The organism is Lentzea atacamensis (assembly GCF_003269295.1).
Lineage (GTDB): Bacteria > Actinomycetota > Actinomycetes > Mycobacteriales > Pseudonocardiaceae > Lentzea > Lentzea atacamensis.
Genome location: NZ_QLTT01000006.1, coordinates 1 through 22,229, shown reverse-complemented (window position 1 = coordinate 22,229; position 22,229 = coordinate 1). Strand labels below are relative to the sequence as shown.

Below are 22,229 nucleotides of genomic sequence, written 5' to 3'. Positions count from 1 at the left end.
AACCGATTCCGCTTCTCCGGTTGAGCCCGCGACTTGCGGGCATACCTGCGGCAGCCACGAGCGGGAGGTAGGCGCGATGAAGACATCGATCGATTTCGGCCGGAGCGCGGGTGTGCGAGCGTGGCCGGGAGCGTCCTATCCGCTCGGTGCCACCTACGACGGTGTCGGCACCAACTTCGCGCTGTTCTCGGAGGTCGCGGACCGCGTCGAGCTGTGCCTGTTCGACGAGGACGGTACCGAGACCCGCGTGCCGCTTCCGGAGGTGAGCGGTTTCGTCCACCACGGCTACCTGCACGGTGTCGGGCCGGGGCAGCGGTACGGCTACCGCGTGCACGGCCCGCACGACCCTGAGCTGGGTCTGCGTTGCAACGCGAACAAGCTGTTGATCGACCCCTACGCGAAGGCGATCAGCAGCGGCGTGTCCTGGGACGAGTCGCTGTTCGGATATCGGTTCGGTGCTCCTGATGAGCGCAACGACGCGGACTCGGCGGCGCACGTGCCGAAGGCCGTCGTGGTGAACCCGTTCTTCGACTGGGGCGACGACAGGCCACCGAAGACGCCGTATCACCGAAGTGTTCTGTACGAAGCTCATGTCCGCGGTCTCACCATCGGCCACCCCGACATCCCGCCGAGGTTGCGCGGCACGTACACGGGCCTGGCACATCCGGCGATGATCGAGCACCTGACCCGGCTGGGTGTCACGGCGATCGAGCTGATGCCGGTGCACCAGTTCATCAGCGACCACACGCTGATCGAGAAAGGGCTGACCAACTACTGGGGTTACAACACGATCGGGTTCTTCGCCCCGCACGACGGCTACGCCTCGCAGGCCGGCTCCGGCAACCAGGTGCAGGAGTTCAAGGGCATGGTCAGGGCTCTGCACGAGGCAGGCATCGAGGTCATCCTCGACGTGGTCTACAACCACACCGCGGAGGGCAACCACCTCGGCCCGACGTTGTCGATGCGCGGTATCGACAACGCCGCGTACTACCGGCTGGTGGAGGACGAACCGAAGTTCTACCTCGACCACACCGGAACCGGGAACACGCTGAACGTGCGCACGCCGCACACCCTGCAGCTGATCATGGACTCGCTGCGGTACTGGGTTACCGAGATGCACGTCGACGGGTTCCGGTTCGACCTCGCCGCCGCGCTGGCGCGCGAGTTCTTCGACGTGGACCGGCTGGCCACGTTCTTCGAGGTCGTGCAGCAGGATCCGGTGGTGTCGCAGGTCAAGCTGATCGCCGAGCCGTGGGACGTCGGTCCCGACGGCTACCAGGTCGGCAACTTCCCTCCGCTGTGGACGGAGTGGAACGGCAAGTTCCGGGACACGGTGCGCGACTTCTGGCGCGGAGAGCCCGCGACGCTGGGCGAGTTCGCCTCGCGCATCACCGGCAGCAGTGATCTGTATCAGAACGACGGGCGGCGGCCGTACGCGTCGATCAACTTCGTGACGGCGCACGACGGGTTCACGCTCAACGACCTGGTGTCGTACAACGAGAAGCACAACGAGGCCAACGGCGAGGACAACCAGGACGGCGAGAGCCACAACCGGTCGTGGAACTGCGGCGTCGAGGGGCCGACGGACGACGAGAAGGTCCTGGAGCTGAGGGCACGGCAGCGGCGCAACCTGATGGCGACCATGTTGCTGTCGCAGGGTGTGCCGATGATCCTGCACGGCGACGAGTTCGGCCGCACGCAGCACGGCAACAACAACGCGTACTGCCAGGACAACGAGGTGTCCTGGGTCGACTGGTCCCTCGCGGAGACGAACGCCGAGCTGGTGGAGTTCACCGCGGCGCTGACGGCGTTCCGCAAGGCGCACCCGGTGTTCCGGCGCAAGCGGTTCTTCGCCGGCCGGCCGATCCGCAAGGGCGGCGAACTGCGAGACATCGCGTGGTTCACCCCCTCGGGCGAGGAGATGACCGAGCAGAACTGGGAGGACGACTTCGGCAGGTGCATCGTCGTCTTCCTCAACGGCGAGGGCATCCCGGACCTCGACGCACGCGGCGCGCGGGTGGTGGACGACTCGTTCCTGATGGCGTTCAACGCCCATCACGAGGACATCGACGTGACGCTGCCCGAGGCCGACTACGGTCCTGAGTGGAAGGTCGTGGTCGACACGAGCACCGGTGAGGTGGGCGACGGCGACAAGCCGGTCGCCGCGTCCAGTCAGCTGAGCCTGCCCCCACGCTCGCTCGTCGTGCTCCAGAGGGTGGACTGAAGCGGCGGTGATCAGGTGGAGGCCAGTCGCACCGCCGTGACGGCCTCCTCCAGGGTCGAGCACATGGCGAGCGTGTGGTACACCTGGCTGACCTGCAACGGTCGCAGCACGCTGTGGTTGTCCGCGACAACGGCGAACGGCACGTGGAGTCTGCCGGCGTGATGCTGGGCGTTGATGAGCATCGCGATACCTGCCGATCCCAGGAAGCCGACGCCACGCAGATCCATCACGACCGCAACCGGCCGGGTGTCGAGCAGTGCGCCGAGCTGGGTGGCGACGTGCTGGTTCGACGCCGTGTCGAGTGCACCGGTCACCCGCATCACGGGGATCCCGTTGTGCGTCGTGGCGGTGTGCACGCGAGCCGGTGCGTCGTGGCTGGCCTGGTGATCCATGTTGCTTCCTCTGACATCGACGGGTCTTGCCAGTTCGTCAACCACGCGCAGGCGCGAGGTGACCTCATGCGGCGGTTTCGGGCCGGCTGTCCTGACCGGTGGCGCGGTCCAGCACGGCCAGCACGTCCTCCAGCCGCCCACGCCGCTGGAAGGCCTGCCGTTGCCGCACGGCCCCGTTGCCGAGCCGGAGGACCTTGGTCAGCAGCGCGTTGACGGCGCGCAGCTCCCCGGTATGACGCAGCACGGGCCCGACGTCGCGAACGAGTCGGCGCAGCAGCTCGACAGCGGGGGTGCGACGGCCGGTGAACAGGTCGATGCCCTGGCCCACGATGCCGTCGTGAGCGGCGCGCCAACGGGCCGCGCGCACTGCCTGCTCGCTCACCGGAAGCGCCGGCTCTCCCCGTTCGACGGCACGGACGGCGGTGACGACCAATGCTCGCACCAGGACTGCCAGCAGAACGGTCTCGTCGACCGTGGCCGGCACATCGCACACCCGGACCTCCACGGTGGGCAGGTGATCGGAGGGCCGCACGTCCCAGTAGATCATCGCCCGGTCCAGCACGGCGCCGCTGCCGACCAGCATGTCCGTCACGGCGTCGTAGTGCTCGGCGGAGGTGAAGTAGGGCGGGGCACCGGAGCAGGGCCAGCGACTGGTCAGCACCGAACGCCAGCTGGCGTAGCCGGTGTCCACGCCGTGGTGGATCGGAGAGTTGGCGGTCAGCGCGAGCAGAACCGGCAGCCACGGGCGCAGGTGGTTGCACACCTGCACCGCGGTCTCCCGGTCGGGCACCGCGACGTGCACGTGGCAACCGCACACCCCGTGCTGGGCGGCCAGCAGTCCGAAGTCGCGGGCGATGCGCCGGTAGCGATCGGTGTCGGTGATCGGCTGCTCGGTGGCCCCCGCCAAGGGGACACCCATCGCCACCAGCTGCCCGCCGGCCCGCAATGCGGCAGCGGTGGCGACGGACCGCGCTGCCAGCAAGTGTCCCCGCACTTCCCGCATTCCCCGGCACGCCGGCGTGGCGCTCTCCACTTGCACGCGAGTGATCTCCTGCTGGAGCTCGGTGCCGAAGCCGTTCGCCACGGTGATCACCTCCCTCGCCACGGGGAGGGGGAGGCCGGTGGCCGGATCGACGATCAGGAACTCTTCCTCGACACCCAGGGTCGGCAGTTCGACGCCCCGGGCGAGCGGGCGATCGGTATGGATCATGACGTTCCTTCAGCGCTCTGCGGTGATCCGCACGCGATCCGTTCACACCGCCGGCACAGCCATGATGACGGCACCAACTCATGGCGGAACGATCACGTAGCGGTGTCGGCACGCTGTTTGACCGACCAGAAGTTCTTCCGGCTGCCGTGTCCGAGCTCGCCGGAAGGAACGCTGGAATACCACCGCGGAGCACGGACAAACTCGTGTGAAAGACGGAGGACTCGCAAACTCCCGTTGTGGGCGCCACCGCAGGCAGGAAGGAGGTTTCGTCGGTCTGCCTCGGGTATCCGACCGGAACGTCAAGCAGTCGGCGACACCCCGGACCGTCTCGATCGCGGCGCCGACCGAGGCGAGCAGCGAACCCACTGGAGTCGCCATGGCAACCAAGCCTTGCCCAGGCCGCGGTGCGGTCGTCACCTACCTCAACCCCGATGTGATGCACCCGTCCGTCTACGTACGCGGCGTGGTGATCGGAGCGCACGTGGTCGACCCGCAGACCTCACACACGTGGGTGCCGGTCCTGCGGTCAGACCGCACCATATCGGTTCTGGACACCGCCAACATCGTCAACGTGCAGGAACCCGAGCGTCGCTGAGAGCCCGGACGAGCCGCTCCGAGGTGCGTTTCGCGGCTGGTGCCACCGAACAGGAAGATGGCCTCGGCGAGAACGACTCGTCGCTGCCCGACGGTGAAACATGAGTAGGTCCCCGCCGACGTCATGAATGGTGATCGGCCGGAGGTGGTCGTGCTGGTCGGACTGCAGGCGTCCGGGAAGAGCATGTTCTTCCGGCAGCGCTTCGCTGTCACTCACGTGCACATCAGCAAGGACCTGATGCGCAACGGGGCCGCAAGTAGACCCGTCAGCACGCCCTTCTCGTGGCCGCTCTCACCCGCGGTGCCTCAGTCGTGGTCGACAACACCAACGCCTCCGCGGTGGAACGGCAGCGGATCATCGCGGCGGCCAAGGACTTCGGGGCTCAGGTGACCGGATAGTGGTTCCCGCCGGGCCTGCCGGTGTTGCTTGCGCGCAATGCGCGCGGACGGGCCGGGCACGCGTTCCAGAGGTGGCGTTGTTCGCCACACTCGCACGATTGGAGGAGCCGCGCGTCGAGGAAGGATTCGACAGTTTCTTCGTCGTGGACATCCAACCCCGAGACGGTTTCGTCTGCCGCACTGCCGGATGACACCGACAGAGTCCGTGCGAAGTGGACGCGTCTGGAGTGGTCATCCGGGCTTGCCGAGTGGTTTTCCAGCGCCGCGACCTCGTCGGGAGAGTCCGGCCGCCAGAGGGTGCCAGAATGTGGCCGTCCTGCGAGACCGAGATCGTTGGTCTTCTTCGGCACCTTGGTTCCGACCGTCCTTCCGCTTCAAACCGGTCGTGACCGGGCCTCGGCACGTGGTGTGCAGGCACGCACCGATCACGCCTATGAAGATGAACAGGAACGCGGTGGCAACCGAGCCGATCACGATGCACAGCGCTCCGAGCAGCGGTGCGCCGTTGGCGCCACCGAGGAGGAGGCGTCGGACCGCGCCCAGCGATCCCCGCAAGACTCCTCCGGTCGGACCGGCCGAACGCGACGCTGGTGCTGGTGGAGGGCAGCTACGTGGTGGCGGACCGCGAGGAGCCGTTGTCCGGCGCCCTCCCCGTGGTCACGCGAGACGAGCTGCTCGAACGCCTCGGCGGACGGTAGATCACGGACCGCGACCTCGACGAGGTGGCCGCGACGCTGAGCTCTGCCGTGGACAACCGGGCGGGTGACGGAGGTTAGATCCTGACGCAGGCGGGTACGGCTGGCGTATGACCCGAACTCGCTGCCGCGCTGACGGCGCCGAAGTGACGCTGCGGTCCAAGACGATGCTCCTGGACTTCACCGGGGAGTGCGACGGCGCCGCCATCCGGTTGGTCGCCGAGCTGCCGGACGCCGGTGGAGCCGAGGACGGCGGGACCGTCGTGCTGGAGCAGGACGCCGCGACCGTCACCCAGCCGGGCGGTGAGATCCGCTTGGCCGCACGCGAACCGCTGCGCTGGGACGGCCAGCCGGTCGACGCCGAGTTCGTGCTGCCGGAGAGCCCTGAGTCGACGGTGCTCGCCGTCCGCGGGCTTGCCGTGCAGGTGGAGTGACTCAACGGACCTGCCGGGTGGATCGGCGCGCCTCGAACGGGTGCACGTTGCTGTCCTCCGCGGGGCGCTGCCAGCGGAACACTCCGGCGCCCTGGGCGTAGGAGAGGTGGCCGCCGAGCGCGCCGCCGACGCCCAGCGCCGCCAGTCCGAGCAGGCTCAGCAGCTTCCCCTCGGTATGGGCCTCGCGTCGTCGTGCGGCGTAGGACGCGGTGAAGCAGGCCAACGCGGCGGTGTTCGCGGCCGCGTGCACCACCCCGACGCGTTGCTGCCGCGGCCCCAGCCCGTCGTAGTCCGCCAGTCCCAAGAGGACGGTCGGTGGTGCCGCTGCCAGACCGATGCCGGTGAGGCGGCGGGCCGCGTCCTCGTTGCCTGCTCGAACGTCCAGCGCCGACGCGCACACCCAGGCTCCGATGGGCACGGTGATGATCAGGGGGTGCAGCGGATGGCCGAGCCACGATCCGCGCAGCACCTCGCGCAGGCGTGACGACCGCAGCAGACGCCGAGCCGCCGTCGCCACTGCGGCTGCCGGCCGGTCAGCGGCACGGAGGTTCTCCGCGGTTCGCAGTACGTCATGAAGGTTCATGGCTGCGGATACCCCGCCGCGCGTCGCCCATCCCGGTGGTTTGGACGCACCCGCGATGGCAACACCTCAGCCATGTCGATCGCGGAGTCCTTCGAGAGTGTCCAGCGCGCCTACGCGGATGGTGAACGACGGCCGCTGCTCGGATATCTGGCATCGCTGTGCTCGTACGGTGCTCTCGCAGGCGCCGCCACGGCTGTCGGCCGGCATCGGGGGACTCGGCTGCCGGAGCGGTTCTCGGTCGGGGACACGGCCCTGCTGGCGCTGGCCACCCACAAGGCGAGCAGGCTAGTCACCAAGTCGTCGATCACCAGCGTGCTGCGCGCACCGTTCACCCGGTACGAGGAGCCCGCCGGTGTGGCCGAGGTCAAAGAGACCGTGCGCGGTCACGGCGTGCGGCACGCCGTGGGTGAGCTCATGACGTGCCCGTTCTGTTCGGGTGTCTGGATGGCGAGTGCGTTCACCGCGGGACTGGTGCTCGCGCCGAGGGCCACCCGTCTGGTCATGACCGCCCTGTCCGCTGTCGCCGCTTCAGATTGGCTGCACGTCGGCTACGACGCCGCGAAGAAGTGATCACGTCGCGGGCAGCGGAGGGCCGGGGAGTACGGGCGATCAGCGCCACGGTGGCGATGAGGTCCCAGCCGACGGCGTACTCGTTGCCGGTGTCGAGGTGCGGGGCGTGTTGCTCGTAAAGGCCGAGCAGGCCGCACGGAGTCGAAGACCGCTCTGGCGTCCAGCATCGCGTCGTTCGCGGCCTGATAGCCCTCGGGTTCGGTCATCGCGAACACCGCCGCGTCCGCGTCTACTGTGGACAGTTGCTCCGTCAGCTCCCCGAAGGGGGCGGAAACCGCTGGGATCGTGCATTCCCCACATGGGTGTGGACGTCGAACAGCGGCATGTCGACGTGCAGCGCGTCCCACCACGGCCGCACCAGGTCATCCGCGTACATTCACGGCTTCCGAGCCACGACCCGGAAGCTCTTCAGCTCCGAGTCGGCCGGGTCGGGCAGTTCCATCCCGGCGTTCAGGCCGCTGCGGACGTAGTCGACGACCTCCTTGGTGATCACCTCACCCGGCAGCACAGCAGGCGCGCCGGGCGGGTACGGCGTGACCATCTCGGCGCTGATCCGCCCGACGGCCTGGTCCGCGTCGACCTGCTCGACCTCGGCGAAGAACGCGTCGCGGGGCAGCATCACCGTCTCGAGCTGCAGTTCGTCCGATGAGGGCAGGTCCACCGGTGGCGGTGTCTCGAAGTCGTCTGCGGCCTTGACCAGAGCACTGAGTGCGTCGAGCAGGATGCCTGCGGTGCGGTGGTCGTCGGCGTGGGTGAACTGGGCGACGACGCGCCTGTGGTCGGACAGGCCGAGGGTGACGCGCTGGTGTTCGCGCAGCCAGTCGGTGGCCTGGTAGCCGCTGATGTCCAGGGCGGACACGTCGATGACCATCTTGAGAGGGTCGAGCGACTTCGCCAGCTCCTCCCCGAGGAACTCGGCCTCGCCCATCACGCGCAGGCCGGTCAGGTCGTTGATCGCGGCGCGGGTGGAGTGGGCCAGTGCGAGGGTCGCGGTGAGCAGTTCCTTGCCGTGCTGGACCATGTGCCGCCGCCAGCCGTCGAGGGTGGCGTAGACGAGGGACGTGGGGCTCGTGGTGGCCAGCAGGTCCTCGCGGGCCTTGAGCACGTTCGGGTCCACGAGGTCACCTTGCAGGTGGAACACCGAGCTCTGCTCCACCGCGGCACCGGACTTGTGCACGCTGGTCACGACGACGTCGGCGTCGGCGTCCATGCCCCACGGCGGCAGGTCGGGGTGGAACGGCAGGTGCGCGCCCCACGCCTCGTCGACGATGAGCGGCTTGCCGAACTCGTGGCACACCTCGGCGATGGCCTGGATGTCCCCGCACGTGCCGTAGTCGTTGGGCGTCACGAGCAGCATGCCCTTGGCCTCGGGCTCTGCCTTGAACAGCTCCCGGACCTCGTCGGGGCCTGGTGGGTGGGACAGGTGGCGTTCGGCGTCCCAGTGCGGGGACAGCCACACCGGGCAGACGCCGCTGAGGATGAGGGCCGAGGTGACCGACTTGTGGGCGTGGCGGGGCACGATGAGCTTCTCGTGCGGGCCGGCGACCGACAGCATGGCGCTCTTGACCGACAGCGAACTGCCGCAGGTGGAGAAGAACGCCTGCTCGGCGCCGACCGCCTCGGCCATCAGCTGCTGGGCCTGCTCGATGACACCCTGGCGGTTGAGCCGGTCGTCCAGGCCGTTGACGGAGATGATGTCGGCGGCGTACACGGCTTCACCGAGGATCTCCAGCACGCGGGGGTCCGCGCCGCGGCCCTGGCGGTGGCCGGGCGGGTTGAACGGTGTGTAACCGCACTCGCGGAACGCCTGCAACGCCTCCAGCACCGGTGCCCTGTTCTGGTCCATATAGGAGAGTTGCCAGGAGGAGGAGCGCAAAACCAGATCGCAGAACGCTTCAGCCGGTCGGGGTGCCTTGGTGTCCGTGGGGTTTGAGCTGCTCTTCGGCGTCGGTCGGGGTGCGGTGCAGCAGACCGTCGTGGTTCTCGCCGTACTGGCCGGTTTGGACCAGTGGCGGGGAGTAGGCGTGGATGGTGATCGTCGGTCCGGCGCCGGGTTCACGACGCATGCGGTGGATGAAGGTGTCGTCGAAGCAGAACGTCCCGCCGGCGTCCACCGCCGTTCCCGTGGGACGCGCGCCGAGCCGCAGGTGTTCGTGGCGGATGCAGCCGCTGACGACGTGGACCGCGCCGCAGGACCGGTCGTGGTCGTGGAACCCGGTGTCGTGACCGTCGGCCATCCAGGAGATGGCCCACACTCCGAGGTGCTCGTTGGTGAACACCTCGGAATAGGTGCGTTCCGCTGTGGTCTGTCGCAGTCCGTCCTCCCAGAGTGCGGGCTGGTTCGCGACGGCCTTGGCAATGTCCGCCAGCTCCTCCGGCGACAGACGGCTTCGTGGTGCCTCGAAGGGCAGGTCAGCTGGCATGGCAGCTGGATTGCCCGGCGAAGGGCGGGTAAACGCGCGCCATGTGAGCAGCTGGCCGCCGGTTACGCCGAGGACCTCGCCGGTGATGTAGCTGGACTCCTGCGAGGCGAAGAAGACGACGACCGGTGGCAGCTCGGCGGGTTGCACGGCACGTCCCATCGATGTCTGCGCACCGAAGTCATCGACCTTCTCCCCGGGCATCGTCGCCGGGATCAGCGGTGTCCACACCGGACGTGCCGCACGCCGCGCAGCTCGGGGCACAGTTCGGTCCAGCCGAAGACCTCTTCGGCCGTCCGGAGAGGCCGTTCGTCAGCCGACATCGCGCAGGTCGAACCTTTCCGCGGCCCAGGCGGCCAGGCGCGGCCGCAGCGCGAGGTACACGTCCGGGTCCAGTCCCATGCCGGTGTGGGTGCTGTGCACCTCGACGTGCTCGGCGGACGGGTCGAGGCTCAGCCGCCACGGCACGATTCCGTCCGACTTGGAGTACACCGACACTGCAGGGATCTCCAGCGGCGCGGTGGCCGCGGCGACGTTGTCCTCGAAGCAGGTGCCCGAGAGGCAGTCGTTGTCCATCAGACCGGGCACGCCGATCGCGGACAACCCCGCCAGGGCCCTGGCGGCGAGCAGCACGTGTGGGTGGGCGCCCATCGGGTCGAGCACCGGGCTGCCCAGCATCACCAGGCCGCGCACGAGGTCGGGGCGGCGAACAGCGGCCAGCCGGGCGAGTCCACCGCCGCGGCTCTGGCCCAGCAGCACGACCGGGCCGCCGGTGGCCTCGGCGTGTTCCTCCAGGCGTTGTTCGATGCGGTCGACTAGTGCGGAGGTGCAGCCCACGTTGAACCCGACGCCGGCACCGACCGGCAGGTAGCCGCGGTCTCGCAGCCAGGTGGTGGCCAAGGTGAGGCTGAAGTCGCTCGCGCCGAATCCGGGCATCAGGACGACGCCCAGGCCCGCGCCTTCGTGAGGATTCACGTCGCGCCACACCGAATGGCGCAGCAGGCGGGGGATCGTGAGAGCGGCGACGGCGACGTTTTCGCGTGCCAGTGATCGCAGTTGTCCAACAGCACTCATCGTTCTGTTTAGCCCGGCAGAGCGGAGACAAACGCGGAGCAGAGTCACGTTTGGCGTGCCGTCGCGGGAATGAGCCGGAAGCCGCTGCGTGGGCGTGCCGGAATCCGGCTCAGCGAGATGGTGAGGTCCTGGTCGGGCACGTCGTGGTCCAGGCCGGCCAGGCGGGTGGACAACTCGGCGAGCAGTGCGACGGTGAACGGTTCACCGGGGCAGCGGTGCCCGGTGTGCGGATCACCGGCACCCTGCGGCACGAGGTCCCACGCGCCGATCTCGCGGTCGACGAACCGCTGCGGGTCGAACCGGTACGGATCCGTCCACAAGCGACTGTCGTGGTTCTGGCCGTACAGGTCCAGCAGGACGAGGGATCCCTCTGGCACGTGCTCGCCCTGCCACGTCAGGTCGTGGGTGGCGCGGCCTCCGAGGAACGGTGCGAACGGGTAGAACCGGCGCAGCTCGTGCGCGAACGCGACAGCGAAGTCACCGCCCGCGCGCAGCGGTTCGCGGTGCTGCGGCCAGCGGTGCAGCGCGTGTCCGGCATAGGCGACGAACCAGCACACCGCCACGGTCGGCCGGATCACGTTCAGCAGCTCCACCGCCGCGGTGTGCGGGTCGAGCAGCTCGCCGTCCGCATCGCGATGCCGGGCAACGACATCGAGGGCTGCCCCCTGCGGTGTGCCGAGCTCGTTGTCGCGCACCTGTCGCACCAGCGCAGCGAGCCACGCCTCACGGCGTTTGCGGGCTTTCCGGGCTCGCCAGTGCCGGGGACCGGCCGTGGCGAACCCGTCGACCATCGCCACCAGATCGGCTGCCAGCGCGGCCACCTCGTGGGTTTCCACGGGTATGCCGGCCCACCGGCGAACGCCCGCGGTCAGCGCCCGGCTCGCCTCGTCGAACAGCACGACCTCGCGGCCTCGGGCCACCCGACGACGGTGTCCTCCCACGCGGCGGCCACGCAGGAGACCAGTGAGGCAGTCGATTCCCGCGTCACCAGTGACAGGAACAAGCTCTTGCGCTGCCGGTGCGCGTCGCCGTCGAGCGTGTGCACGGCACCGTGACCGAACAGCGTGCTCAGCACCGGGCCGGGGATCGCGCCGTGCCGTTGCACGTGCTTCTCGTCGTAGAAGAACTGCGCGGCTTCCGGTCCGCACAACCCGAGTGCGGGCTGACCCATCACGCGTGTCCGCACCACATCGCTGCCGGTGCTGCGCCGCAGACCTGGCAGCCAGGCGTAGCCCTCCATCAGGAGCCGCAACGACTGGTCTCCACGATGATCTCGCATTCCCATACCGTGCCTGTGCCCACTTCGTTGCGCTTCAAACGCGAGTCGTGTGCAGACACGCGCCGACCATGAGGACCACCACACCGACGAAGACGAACGTGAGCACGCCGGTGGCCGCGCCGATCACCACGCACGTCGCACCGAGCAGGTCGACGGTGAACCGAACCGGCCGACGGTTGAGCCGCCGCGGCTCGGCACCCGGTGCGCTGAGCGCCGCGGCCAGTCCGGGATCGTTGACCGCCAGCCAGCGCTCGATCCGGCGGAGCTCGTGGCGTTCGTGCGCGGCGTCCACGGCTCAGTGCTTCGTTTCGCGGTCGGTCGGGGCGAGCACCTCTTCGGTGGTCTTGTCGACGCCGGCGGGTCCGCGTTTCGTGATGGACACGTGCGACTCGTCGCGCATCCGTTCGACCATCTGCGGGTAGTGCAGTTCGAACGCGGGGCGCTCGGACCGGATCCTGGGCAGCTCGTGGAAGTTGTGCCGGGGCGGGGGAGACGTGGTGGCCCACTCCAGCGAGTTGCCGAAGCCCCACGGGTCGTCGCTCCGAGCGGGCTCGCCGTACAGGCGACTGCGGAAGACGTTGTACACGAACGGAAGCACCGACAGCCCGAGTACGAAGGAGCCGATGGTGGAGATCGTGTTGAGGAACGTGAAGTTGTCGGACGCGAGGTAGTCGGCGTAGCGGCGGGGCATGCCCTGGTTGCCTAGCCAGTGGTGGACCAGGAACGTGCCGTGGAAGCCGATGAACGTGGTCCAGAAGTGCAGCTTGCCCAGCGGCTCGTTCATCATCCGGCCGGTGATCTTGGGGAACCAGAAGTAGATGCCGGCGTAGGTGGCGAACACGATGGTGCCGAACAGCACGTAGTGGAAGTGGGCGACGACGAAGTAGGTGTCGGTGACGTGGAAGTCCAGCGGTGGTGAGGCGAGCAGGATGCCGGACAGGCCGCCGAAGAGGAACGTGACGATGAAGCCGATGCTGAACAGCATCGGTGTCTCGAACGTCAGCTGTCCTTTCCACATCGTGCCGATCCAGTTGAAGAACTTGATGCCGGTCGGGATGGCGATGATGAACGTGGTGGCGGAGAAGAACAGCAGCAGTACGGCACCGGTGGCGTACATGTGGTGCGCCCACACCACCACGGAGTAGAGCGCGATCGCGATCGTCGCGTACACCAGGCCCTTGTAGCCGAACAGCGGTTTGCGGCTGAACACCGGGAAGATCTCCGACACGATCCCGAAGAACGGCAACGCGACGATGTAGACCTCCGGATGGCCGAAGAACCAGAACAGGTGCTGCCACAGGATCACGCCGCCGTTGGCCGGGTCGAACACGTGCGCGCCGAAGTGGCGGTCGGCGAGCAGCCCGAGCAGGGCGGCGGTGAGGATCGGGAACGCCAGCAGCACGAGTATCGACGTGACCAGGATGTTCCAGGTGAAGATCGGCATGCGGAACATCGTCATGCCGGGCGCGCGCAGGCAGACGATGGTGGTGATCATGTTGACCGCGCCGAGGATCGTGCCGAGACCACCGACCACGAGCCCGGAGATCCACAGGTCACCGCCGATACCGGGGGAGTGCGTCGCGCTCGACAGCGGTGTGTAGGCGGTCCAGCCGAAGTCTGCCGCGCCGGCCGGGGTCATGAACGAGCAGACGACGATCAGGCCGCCGAACAGGAACAGCCAGTACGAGAAGGCGTTCAGGCGCGGGAACGCCACGTCGGGGGATCCGATCTGCAACGGCACCACGAAGTTGGCGAATCCGAACACGATCGGCGTCGCGTACAGCAACAGCATCACTGTGCCGTGCATGGTGAACAGCTGGTTGTACTGCTCGTTGGACAGGAACTGCAGACCCGGCCGCGCGAGCTCACCACGCATCAGCAGCGCCATCACGCCGCCGATCATGAAGAAGCCGAACGACGTGACCATGTACATGATCCCGATCAGCTTGTGATCGGTGGTGTTCAGCAGCTTCAGCAAGGCGGCGCCCTTGCGGCCCCGAGCGGCCCTCGTCGGGAGCGGGACGACCGGTGTGGGTTTCAGCGTGGTCATGATCCCCCTTCGGCACCGCACGGCACGCGCCGCGCAGCGCCCGGACTACCCCGCAGAATCCACGTCACACTCCGCAGGGCGCATCCGTCCGGACGAATCAGCACCGGCCAGTGTGTAAGCACGCAGGACGTCCTCGGCAACGCGACTCCAGGAATACCGTGCGGTGGCGCGATCCCGGCCCGCCACCGCGAACTCGTTGCGCAGCGTGTCGTCCAGCACGAGCGAGCGCAGCGCCCGTGCCAGGCTTTCTGGTTCTCGTGGCGGCACGAGCAGGCCCGTCACACCGTTCACAACGACATCAGCCAACGCTCCGACTGCGGTGGCGACGACCGGCACCCCGCACGCCATCGCCTCGATCGCGACCGCACCAGACGGTTCGTACAACGGTGCGCAGGCGACAACGTCGGCCGATCGCAACAGAGCGGGCATCGCCGAGCGCGCAACCGCGCCGGCGAACACGACCCTGTCTCCGACACCGAGGTGTTCAGCGTGTTCCCGCAGCTTCGTGAGTTCTGGATCGTCGTGCAGTCGTCCACTTCCGGGACGACCAGCGACTACCAGCTCGGTGCCGTCGAGACTGGAGAACGCCGTGATGACGGGCTCGACATCCGCGTACCGCAGCAGCGGTGCCGTGGTGAGCACGCGATGCAGCCGGCCGCGTCCTGCGAGGGTGCCTTCGGGTGTGAACCTGTCGATGTCGACGCCGCTCGGAATGACGGAGATCTTCCGCCTGCCCACTCCTGCCTTGATCAGCTCGGCCATCTCGTCCGAACTGATCGCCGCGACGTGCGCGGCCTCCTTCCCGACGAGTACTTCGATCCGGCCGCGTTCTTCAGGGTCCGTGTCGCTGACGTGATGACGCCGCTCGACCGCCGCCAGCGAATGGAACGTCTGCACCACCGGAACTCGAACCCGCTGCCCGCCGAGCACGCTGACCATGCCGGACATCCACCCGTGCCCGTGCACCACGTCTGGCGGAGACGCTGCCCATTCCTGAAGCAGGAGCGAGATGAAGGCGCCGGTGTGGGGCAAGGAGTCCTCATCCGCGAGCGGCGACGCCGGCCCGGCGGATACATGCACCACCTTGTAACCGCGATCGGTGCGCACCCGGCTGGGCAGGTCCGGGTCGTCCTTGCGGGTGTACACCGTCACGTCGTGCCCGTGTCGGCTCAAGGCGGAAGAGAGCCCGGCGACGTGTGGGCTCGCGTGGGCAGACACCATCGCGATCTTCATGATCACTCCAGCTGATGAGGTTCGACAAGCACGTTGCGAGCTGCTTGGTCAACTCGGAGTCACCGTTCGCTACTGTGAATGACGAGGCTACCCGTGTCAGCGGCTCTGAAACCCTCCCGGCAATGCTGGAACCGTCAGATTGCGTGCACATGCAGTGGGTACCTGGGTTGCATGGCGACAGGTTCCGCATTGGCACGGGCTCACGGTCTGTTCAACATCGCGGGTGGACTTTGGCCGATGGTGAGTGCCCGCTCCTTCGAAGCCGTGTTCGGTCGCAAGGAGGACCGCTGGTTGCAACGCACCACCGCCGGGCTGCTGATGGGGATCGGCTGGGCGCAGACCCGCTCGGCCGCGGCGGGACAGTGGCAACACGCGCGGACGCTCGGGTTGGCCACGGCGGCCACGTTGCTGGCGATCGACCTCGTCTACGTGCCGAAGGGGCGCATCGCGAAGACGTATCTGCTCGATGCCGCGATGGAGGCCGCGTGGATGGTCGCGTGGTTGCGGACGTCCGACGACAATGCCTGACTGATCTGAAGTGGACGATCACGTCCGTCGTGTTTCGTGCTGGTGGCTGCGGGTATTCGGCCGGGGCATCCACCGGTGAAGCAGTGCGCCGGCGCCACTTCGGGTGGCGGTCGCTGAAGGCGGTGAGACGTGGAACGGACATCATCGACGGCTGCGTGCGGTCCGACTGTCGGCGTGGAGGAGGAGTTCCTCCTCGTGGATCCCGTGACCGGGGTCGCGGTGAACCGCGCGGCCGAGGTCGTCGCGATCGCGCGTGACGTGTTCGGGCTCGAGCTGGAGCACGAGCTGACCGGCACGCAGGTCGAAACCAAGACGTCGGTGTGTCGTGACGCCGACCAGGTGCGGCGTGAACTGCGTGACCTGCGGCGAAGTGTCGCGCGGGCCGCACGGGAGGCCGGCTGCCGGGCGATCGCGGTCGGTGCGCCGCCGCTGGGTGACACGACCGGCGAGATCACCGACGGTCTGCGGTACCGGCGGATCGCGCGCGAGTTCGGTGCCCTGGCGGCACAGCAGCTGATCTGCGGGTGCCACGTGCACGTCGCCGTGCCGGACCGGGAGGCCGCGGTGCAGGTCTGCAACCACCTGCGGCCGTGGCTGCCGCTGCTGGGTGCGATCACCGCCAACTCGCCGTTCTCGCGCGGCGTGGACACCGGTTTCGCGAGCTGGCGTTCGATGGTGTGGTCGCGGTGGCCGGTGTCCGGACCGCCGCCGTTCTTCACCTCGTGGCATCACTACCAGGACGTGTGCGGCACGTTGCTGGAAGCGGGTACCGCGCTGGACCCGGCGATGATCTACTGGGACGTGCGGCCCTCTGATCAATGGCCGACCGTGGAGGTGCGCGTCTCGGACGTCGCCGCGAGTGTGGACGACACGGTGCTGCTGGCGGCGCTCGCGCGTGCTCTCGTGACCAAGGCCGTGGCCGATGTCGAACGCGGTGTGGAGGCGGTGCCGGTTCCCGTCGAGACCCTGCGCCAGTCCTGCTGGCGAGCGGCCAGGGACGGCCTCGCCGGGCACGCTCTGGACGTGCTGTCCGGGCAGCTGCTGCCGCTGCGGCACCAACTGGACTTGTTGGTGTGTCAGTTGAAGCCGGTTCTCGAAGCCAACGGTGATCTGCCACTGGTGGAGCGAGGTGTGCGGCTGCTGGACCGGCTCGGCTGTGGCGCGGACCGGCAGCGGCGTGCGTTCCGCGACGGTGGGACGCAGGCTCTTCTGAACCTGCTCGACCTCGGCGCGGGGGACCGTCCGGCACACGGTGTCGTCGAGGTGAAGATGGGCGCGGAGGTGGACCTGTCGAACAGCGACGAGCTCGAACGGCGTTGTGCGCAGGCGATGGACGCAGGCGCGGAAGAGGTCGTGCTCGACCTGTCGGACGTTGCGTTCTTCGGTTCGTCAGGCATCACCGCACTCGCCAGGATCCGCGTCCTCGGGCTGGAGCGTGGGGTGCCGATCAGCTTGGTGGCCAGTGCGGCGGTCGCGCGCACGTTGCGCGCGACCGCCATGGACAACCTCCTGCCGCTGCGCGTGCGTCTGGAGACGTCCCTGCCGACGGCGGGTTGATCACCCGATGCCGTGCTGCTGCAGCCACAGCTCCAGCACACCGAGGTGCCACAGCTCGTTCCCGCCCGCCTTGGTGGCGCTGCCGTTGGGGTCGGCGAGCAGCGCGTCGACGTACTCGCGTCGCAGGACACCGCGGCGACGTGCGGCGGCGCAGCTCATGGCCGAGTGCATCAGGTCGAGGACCTCGCCGTCGAGCTGGGTGAGGGCCGGTACCGGGAAGTAGCCCTTCTGCCGGTCGACCACCTCGACGGGCAGCAGGTCGCGCCCGATGTCCTTGAGGATCCCCTTGCCGTCCTGGCCGTACTTCAGCTCCGGCGGGCACGCCGCGACCAGCTCCACGAGGTCCTGGTCGAGGAACGGCACCCGCGCCTCGACGCCCCACGCCATCGCCATGTTGTCCACCCGCTTGACCGGATCGTCGGGCATCAGCAAATGCGTGTCGGTGCGCAGCACGGCGTCCATTGCCGTCTCCGCGCCGGGAGCCGCGAGGTGCCGGGTGATCAGGTCGCGGCTCACGTCGTGGTCGGCGAGCCAGTCCGGGTGCAGGACCTGCGCTAGTTCGTCGTGGCCGAGGTCGTGGAACGCGTCCACGAACACGCCGACGGCCTGATGCCGTGCCGCAGTCGCCGCGGGCTGGTGGTAGTGGTAGCCGGCGAACACCTCGTCGGCGCCCTGGCCGCACTGCACGACCTTGATGTGCTGGGAAACTTCTCGGCACACGAGGTGGAACGCGGTGACGTCGTGACTGCCCATCGGCTCGCTCATCGCCCCCACGGCGTGCTCGACCGCCGGGGCGATCTGCTCGTCGCCGATGCGCAGCTGGTGGTGGTCCGTGCCGAACTTCTGCGCGACCACGTCCGAGTAGGCGAACTCGTCGCCGTCCACACCGTCGCGGTCGCGGAAACCGATGCTGAAGGTGCTGGGCTGCTGTCCCTCGTCGGCGAGCAGTGCCACCAGGAGGCTGGAGTCCAGCCCGCCGGAGAGCAGCACGCCGACGTCCACATCGGACACCGTGCGCCGCCGGACCGCGAGCTGCAACGCCTCCCGAACCGCCTGCTGCCAGTCCTGCGCGGTCCAGCCCGCGTGCTCGGGCCGCCGTGTGTACGACGGCTGCCAGTAGACGTGGTCGCGCGGCGCCCGTCCCGGTTGGAGCACGCGGATCGTGGCGGGCGGCAGCTTGCGCACTCCGCGCAGGACAGTGCGCGGTGCGGGCACGATGGAGTGCCAGGTCAGGTAATGGTGCAGTCCGACCGGATCGAGCTCGGTGTCGACGCCCCCGCCCGCCAGCAGCGCTGGCAGAGTCGAGGCGAACCGCGTGCGCCCGCGCACCTCGGCCACGTAGAGCGGCTTGATGCCGAGCCGGTCCCTGATCAGCAGCACCCGGTCACGGCGCCGGTCGACCAACGCGATCGCGAACATGCCGACGAGGTGCTCGACGAACCGCTCACCCCAGCGGTCGTAGGCCTTGAGAATCACCTCGGTGTCGCTGGTGGACCGGAAGCGGCACCTGTCCGACAGCTCTTCCCGCAGTTCCTTGTAGTTGTAGATGCAGCCGTTGAACACCACGGCGAGCCCGAGCTCGTCGTCGACCATCGGCTGCCTGCCGGCGTCGGACAGGTCGATGATCGACAGTCTTCGGTGCCCGAGCGCCACCCGTCCTTCGGACCAGCAGCCGGAACCATCCGGTCCGCGCGACCACATGGACCGGGTCATTCGCTCCACGGCGCCGAGGTCAGGCTGATTCGCCTGCTCGGTTACGACCTCGCCGGCGATTCCACACATGGCGTCTCCTCGGGGCCGATCGCTGACGGTGACGTCCGAATACCCCGAATGCCGACGATCATGTTTGACCTGCGGTTTGGCCAGGATGTGAGCAAGGTCACGTTTGGCTCGCTCGTTTGCAGGTTGACGCGCGCAGGCCCGGACCCCGGCAATGGGCTCGTGGAACTCCTGGCCGCCGACCTGGACCGGGCGACCATCCCGCTGCTCGCGCAGCGGATGGCGGACGGCGAGCTCACCTCTGCCGACCTGACCCGCGCCTACCTGCGCCGCATCGCCGACGTGGACCGGGTGCTGCGGTCGGTGCTCGCGGTTGACCCGACCGCGGTGCAACAGGCCGAGGAGAGCGACCTCAGGCGTGCGCAGGGCCAGTCACGTGGGCTGATTGACGGCATTCCCGTGCTGCTCAAGGACAACATCGACACCTTGGGGCTGGCGACCACGGCCGGATCGCGGGTGTTGAGCGTGCCGCCCACCGCTGACGCCGAGGTGGTCGCACGCCTGCGCGCAGCTGGGGCCGTCGTGCTGGGCAAGACCAACATGACGGCGTGGGGGAACTTCCGCTCCCCGTGGGCCACGTCGGGCTGGTCGGCGGTGGGCGGTCAGACCTCCAACCCGCACGTGCTGGACCGCACCCCGTGCGGTTCGTCGTCCGGATCGGCCGTGGCGGTGGCGGCGTCGCTGGCTCAGGTCGCGGTCGGCACCGAGACCAACGGCTCGATCGTGTCCCCGGCCGGACACGCCGGTGTCGTCGGGTTGAAACCGACGCCCGGCCGGATCAGCAACGCGGGGATCGTGCCGATCACCACTCGCAGGGACACGGCCGGCCCGATGGCGCGGCACGTCGTGGACGCCGCGATCCTGATGGCGGTCATGGCAGGCGCCCAGATCGGCTCCTTCACGCCGGACTCGTTGCGGGGCAAGCGGGTCGGGGTGTGGCGCAGGGCCGGATTCGACGGGCTCGTGGCGTCGGTGGTGGACGTTTTGCACGCTCACGGCGCGACCACGGTCGACGTGGACCTGCCGTACCAGGACCAGATCCAGGCGGCCGACCGGCCCGCGATGCTCGCCGAGTTCAAACACGACCTCGAGGAGTACCTCCGCACCCGGCCAGGCGCGCCGCGCACGATGCGCGAGCTGATCGAGTTCAACGAGACCGACCCGGTCGAGTTGGCCCTGTTCGGCCAGGAGTTGTTCCACGACGCCGAGAAGGCACCGCCGCTCACCGATCCCACCTACCTCGGCCAGCGGCGCGCCGCGATCGTCCTTGCGCGCCGGTCCATCGACGAGGTGCTCGCGGCCCACCGTCTGGACGTGATCATGGCGCCCACCAACGGTCCGGCGTGGCTCGCCAGCGGCAGCGACCCGGCCGGTCCCCGCACAGCTCTGCCCGCGGCGGTCGCGGGCTACCCGAGCATCACCGTCCCGGCCGGATTCGCCGGTCCGCTGCCGATCGGCATGTCGTTCATCGGCGGACACGGGACGGACGAGGCGTTGCTGCGGTTCGCGGCGGCCTTCGAAGACGCGGCGCGGGCCCGGCGAGCGCCCGCGTACCTGCCGACGGCGCCCTGACGCACTTGTGCCGCGCTCGGAAGGGAGAGACGCTGATGTATGGCGTCCGGGGAGCGGGCAAGGTCGAGGGCGCGCGGTGCGGCGGAGCGCATCCGCGAGCTGGCGTCACGTCGCGCTCAGCTCAGAACACGCGTCGGCAGGGCGTCGACATCGGAAGACGCCGAAACGGCTGTGGCCGCACTGACCGAGGCCAAGGCCCACGCTGCTCAAGCACGGGAGAGCCTCGGCGAGAGCCTCAGCCGCGCCGCTGCCGCACACGAACGAGCAGCGGAGGTCCATGCGCAGGCGGCGGAACGAGGTGGCAGCGGTGCGGCGGAGCACCGCGACGCGGCTGCTCAGCACCGTGCCGCGGCCGAGGCTGATCGCCGGCGTGCCGCCGACCTGTGAGGCTGGTCCGTCCGACTGACCTGCCTGGGAGTCGACGTTCCGGCACCGGAGGAATATGGTCGGAGTTGCAGCAGATCTGCTGCGGTTTGGGTTGAAGAAGCAGCCCGGCTCATGTGCTCCGCTTCCCGGAGGAGGAGCCGTATGGCTGACGCACGTTTCACCCCGGACGACCTGGCGTCCGTCAGCATCAAAGACCTCGGGGCAGTCGTCGTCGTGCGGATGACCGGCGAAATCGACGGCAGCACGGGAGATCTGGTGGGCGATCCACTGTTCTCGTGCCTCGACACGGCGTCGAACCCGGTCGTCGTCGATCTGACGAACGTCGAGTTCATCGGCTCGACCGGTCTGAACATCCTCGTGCGGGCCCGCGAAACAGCGCTCAGGCGCGCCATCGCACTCCGCGTCGTCGCGAGCACGCACCCTGTGCTGCGGGCCATGGAGATCAGCGGCCTGGACACGTACCTGCCGATGAGCCGGTCCATTTCGGAGGCGGTGACCAGCATCGTCGTCCCCACGGACGCGGACCGATGACCGCGGACCAACTGGCGCTCGACGCTGACGTGCTCAGCAACTGCGTGGTGATCCGGCCGGGGGGAGTGCTCGATCGTTCCACGTACGCGCGGCTCCGGGACTGCATGCTCAAACACGCGGTCGAAGTGCCGCGGGCGTTGATCGTGGACCTCAGCGACGTCACCATCGGGACCACGAGCGCCCTGAGCGTCTTCACCACGGTGTCGTTGCGCATCAGTGACTGGCCCGCGGTGCCCGTGCTCGTGGCGACCGGTCCCGCTCATGCCGCAACTCTCCGCCGCGCACCCATCCGCCGGTACTTGACGGTGTTCGCCGACGTCGACGAGGCGTTGGCGAACGTCGACCGCCCGGCACCTCGCAAACGCGCGCTCGCTGTGCTGGCACACCATCCCGGCGGCCCGCACGACGCCCGCCTTTTCGTGCGCCGGACGTGCGCGGAGTGGGGACTGCCGGACGTGCTGACGTACGACGACGTGCACGTCGCCTCAGAGCTGGTGCAGAACACGATCCAGCACACGAGTTCCGAGGCACGTCTTCGCCTGGAACTGCGCCACGACCATCTCACCGTGGCCGTCGGCGACGACAGCCCGGCTCCTGTCGTGCTCGCCGATCCGGACTAGACCCAATGCCGGGAAGTTAGGGAGTGGGCGGAGCTGTCAACCTGCTGGGATGGGCAACAGGGTTCCTGCTAGAACAACGTCGACCAAGATCGATGAAC

At 68.5% G+C, this 22,229-nt stretch carries 23 protein-coding genes; 11 read left to right on the top strand and 12 right to left on the bottom strand.

Annotation, left to right across the window (positions count from 1 at the left end; genetic code table 11):
• The first annotated feature begins 112 nt into the window (after positions 1 to 112).
• Positions 113 to 2,224 (top strand): glycogen debranching protein GlgX, encoded by a 2,112-nt coding sequence (gene glgX, locus C8D87_RS25730; protein WP_112229032.1) that lies wholly within the window; start codon positions 113 to 115, stop codon positions 2,222 to 2,224.
• Positions 2,225 to 2,235: 11 nt separating this feature from the next.
• Here glgX and C8D87_RS25725 read toward each other — a convergent pair whose 3' ends face one another.
• Positions 2,236 to 2,616: an STAS domain-containing protein gene (locus C8D87_RS25725; protein WP_112228731.1), complete on the bottom strand. Its 381-nt coding sequence runs from the start codon at positions 2,614 to 2,616 to the stop codon at positions 2,236 to 2,238.
• A 64-nt stretch (positions 2,617 to 2,680) separates the two neighbouring features.
• On the bottom strand, positions 2,681 to 3,826 hold the full coding sequence (locus C8D87_RS25720; RefSeq protein ID WP_112228730.1) for a carboxylate-amine ligase: 1,146 nt from the start codon (positions 3,824 to 3,826) through the stop codon (positions 2,681 to 2,683).
• A 376-nt stretch (positions 3,827 to 4,202) separates the two neighbouring features.
• Between C8D87_RS25720 and C8D87_RS25715 the strand changes: the two genes are divergently transcribed.
• The 3 genes from C8D87_RS25715 to C8D87_RS25705 all read left to right on the top strand — a co-directional run bounded on the left by C8D87_RS25715 (position 4,203) and on the right by C8D87_RS25705 (position 5,948).
• The gene (locus C8D87_RS25715; RefSeq protein WP_112228729.1) at positions 4,203 to 4,421 is read left to right on the top strand and encodes a hypothetical protein; all 219 of its coding nucleotides are present in this window, start codon (positions 4,203 to 4,205) and stop codon (positions 4,419 to 4,421) included.
• A gap of 281 nt (positions 4,422 to 4,702) precedes the next feature.
• The gene (locus tag C8D87_RS47100) at positions 4,703 to 4,819 is read left to right on the top strand and encodes an ATP-binding protein (protein ID WP_215732491.1); all 117 of its coding nucleotides are present in this window, start codon (positions 4,703 to 4,705) and stop codon (positions 4,817 to 4,819) included.
• An 805-nt stretch (positions 4,820 to 5,624) separates the two neighbouring features.
• Positions 5,625 to 5,948 carry a hypothetical protein gene (locus C8D87_RS25705; RefSeq protein WP_146771872.1) on the top strand — a complete coding sequence of 108 codons (324 nt, stop codon included), beginning with the start codon at positions 5,625 to 5,627 and terminating at the stop codon, positions 5,946 to 5,948.
• Between the two features lies 1 nt (position 5,949).
• Here C8D87_RS25705 and C8D87_RS25700 read toward each other — a convergent pair whose 3' ends face one another.
• A complete protein-coding gene (locus tag C8D87_RS25700) occupies positions 5,950 to 6,531 on the bottom strand; it encodes a DUF2231 domain-containing protein (protein WP_112228727.1) in 582 nt (193 codons plus the stop codon).
• Between the two features lie 72 nt (positions 6,532 to 6,603).
• Here C8D87_RS25700 and C8D87_RS25695 point away from each other — a divergent pair, with 72 nt between their 5' ends.
• A complete protein-coding gene (locus C8D87_RS25695; protein WP_112228726.1) occupies positions 6,604 to 7,101 on the top strand; it encodes a DUF1360 domain-containing protein in 498 nt (165 codons plus the stop codon).
• 376 nt (positions 7,102 to 7,477) lie between these two features.
• On the opposite strand, the gene C8D87_RS25690 is transcribed toward C8D87_RS25695, so the two are convergent.
• Genes C8D87_RS25690 through C8D87_RS25660 form a run of 8 tightly spaced genes read right to left on the bottom strand, consistent with a single transcriptional unit; the run spans position 7,478 to position 15,157 of the window.
• The gene (locus tag C8D87_RS25690) at positions 7,478 to 8,947 is read right to left on the bottom strand and encodes an aminotransferase class I/II-fold pyridoxal phosphate-dependent enzyme (protein WP_112228725.1); all 1,470 of its coding nucleotides are present in this window, start codon (positions 8,945 to 8,947) and stop codon (positions 7,478 to 7,480) included.
• A 49-nt stretch (positions 8,948 to 8,996) separates the two neighbouring features.
• A complete protein-coding gene (locus C8D87_RS46150) occupies positions 8,997 to 9,785 on the bottom strand; it encodes an SDR family oxidoreductase (protein ID WP_170166585.1) in 789 nt (262 codons plus the stop codon).
• Between the two features lie 48 nt (positions 9,786 to 9,833).
• Entirely contained in the window at positions 9,834 to 10,595 is a 762-nt protein-coding gene (locus C8D87_RS25680; protein ID WP_170166584.1) for an alpha/beta hydrolase, read from the bottom strand.
• Between the two features lie 44 nt (positions 10,596 to 10,639).
• Entirely contained in the window at positions 10,640 to 11,515 is an 876-nt protein-coding gene (locus C8D87_RS25675) for a cytochrome P450 (RefSeq protein ID WP_215732490.1), read from the bottom strand.
• Positions 11,464 to 11,874 carry a cytochrome P450 family protein gene (locus C8D87_RS47095; protein WP_215732489.1) on the bottom strand — a complete coding sequence of 137 codons (411 nt, stop codon included), beginning with the start codon at positions 11,872 to 11,874 and terminating at the stop codon, positions 11,464 to 11,466. Before C8D87_RS47095 ends, C8D87_RS25675 begins: the two co-directional genes overlap by 52 nt.
• 34 nt (positions 11,875 to 11,908) lie before the next feature.
• Positions 11,909 to 12,166, bottom strand: a complete 258-nt coding sequence (locus C8D87_RS25670) for a DUF3040 domain-containing protein (RefSeq protein ID WP_112228723.1) — start codon at positions 12,164 to 12,166, stop codon at positions 11,909 to 11,911.
• Positions 12,167 to 12,169: 3 nt separating this feature from the next.
• Positions 12,170 to 13,924, bottom strand: a complete 1,755-nt coding sequence (gene ctaD, locus C8D87_RS25665; RefSeq protein ID WP_112228722.1) for an aa3-type cytochrome oxidase subunit I — start codon at positions 13,922 to 13,924, stop codon at positions 12,170 to 12,172.
• Between the two features lie 45 nt (positions 13,925 to 13,969).
• The gene (locus C8D87_RS25660; protein ID WP_112229030.1) at positions 13,970 to 15,157 is read right to left on the bottom strand and encodes a glycosyltransferase; all 1,188 of its coding nucleotides are present in this window, start codon (positions 15,155 to 15,157) and stop codon (positions 13,970 to 13,972) included.
• 237 nt (positions 15,158 to 15,394) lie between these two features.
• Here C8D87_RS25660 and C8D87_RS25655 point away from each other — a divergent pair, with 237 nt between their 5' ends.
• Together C8D87_RS25655 and C8D87_RS25650 are read left to right on the top strand one after the other, a co-directional pair.
• Entirely contained in the window at positions 15,395 to 15,685 is a 291-nt protein-coding gene (locus C8D87_RS25655; RefSeq protein ID WP_215732488.1) for a hypothetical protein, read from the top strand.
• Positions 15,686 to 15,859: 174 nt separating this feature from the next.
• Positions 15,860 to 17,242 carry a glutamate--cysteine ligase gene (locus tag C8D87_RS25650; protein ID WP_233442287.1) on the top strand — a complete coding sequence of 461 codons (1,383 nt, stop codon included), beginning with the start codon at positions 15,860 to 15,862 and terminating at the stop codon, positions 17,240 to 17,242.
• Here C8D87_RS25650 and C8D87_RS25645 read toward each other — a convergent pair whose 3' ends face one another.
• The gene (locus C8D87_RS25645; protein WP_112228719.1) at positions 17,243 to 19,024 is read right to left on the bottom strand and encodes an N-acetylglutaminylglutamine amidotransferase; all 1,782 of its coding nucleotides are present in this window, start codon (positions 19,022 to 19,024) and stop codon (positions 17,243 to 17,245) included.
• Between the two features lie 159 nt (positions 19,025 to 19,183).
• On the opposite strand from C8D87_RS25645, the gene C8D87_RS25640 reads away from it, so the two are divergent.
• The 4 genes from C8D87_RS25640 (at position 19,184) to C8D87_RS25625 (ending at position 22,131) form a co-directional block, all read left to right on the top strand.
• Positions 19,184 to 20,593, top strand: coding sequence for an amidase family protein (locus C8D87_RS25640; protein ID WP_233442286.1), 1,410 nt, complete (start codon positions 19,184 to 19,186; stop codon positions 20,591 to 20,593).
• Between the two features lie 39 nt (positions 20,594 to 20,632).
• On the top strand, positions 20,633 to 20,980 hold the full coding sequence (locus tag C8D87_RS25635; protein WP_112228718.1) for a hypothetical protein: 348 nt from the start codon (positions 20,633 to 20,635) through the stop codon (positions 20,978 to 20,980).
• 141 nt (positions 20,981 to 21,121) lie between these two features.
• Positions 21,122 to 21,511, top strand: coding sequence for an STAS domain-containing protein (locus C8D87_RS25630; protein ID WP_170166583.1), 390 nt, complete (start codon positions 21,122 to 21,124; stop codon positions 21,509 to 21,511).
• Positions 21,508 to 22,131 carry an STAS domain-containing protein gene (locus C8D87_RS25625; protein ID WP_112228716.1) on the top strand — a complete coding sequence of 208 codons (624 nt, stop codon included), beginning with the start codon at positions 21,508 to 21,510 and terminating at the stop codon, positions 22,129 to 22,131. Before C8D87_RS25630 ends, C8D87_RS25625 begins: the two co-directional genes overlap by 4 nt.
• Positions 22,132 to 22,229 lie beyond the last annotated feature (98 nt).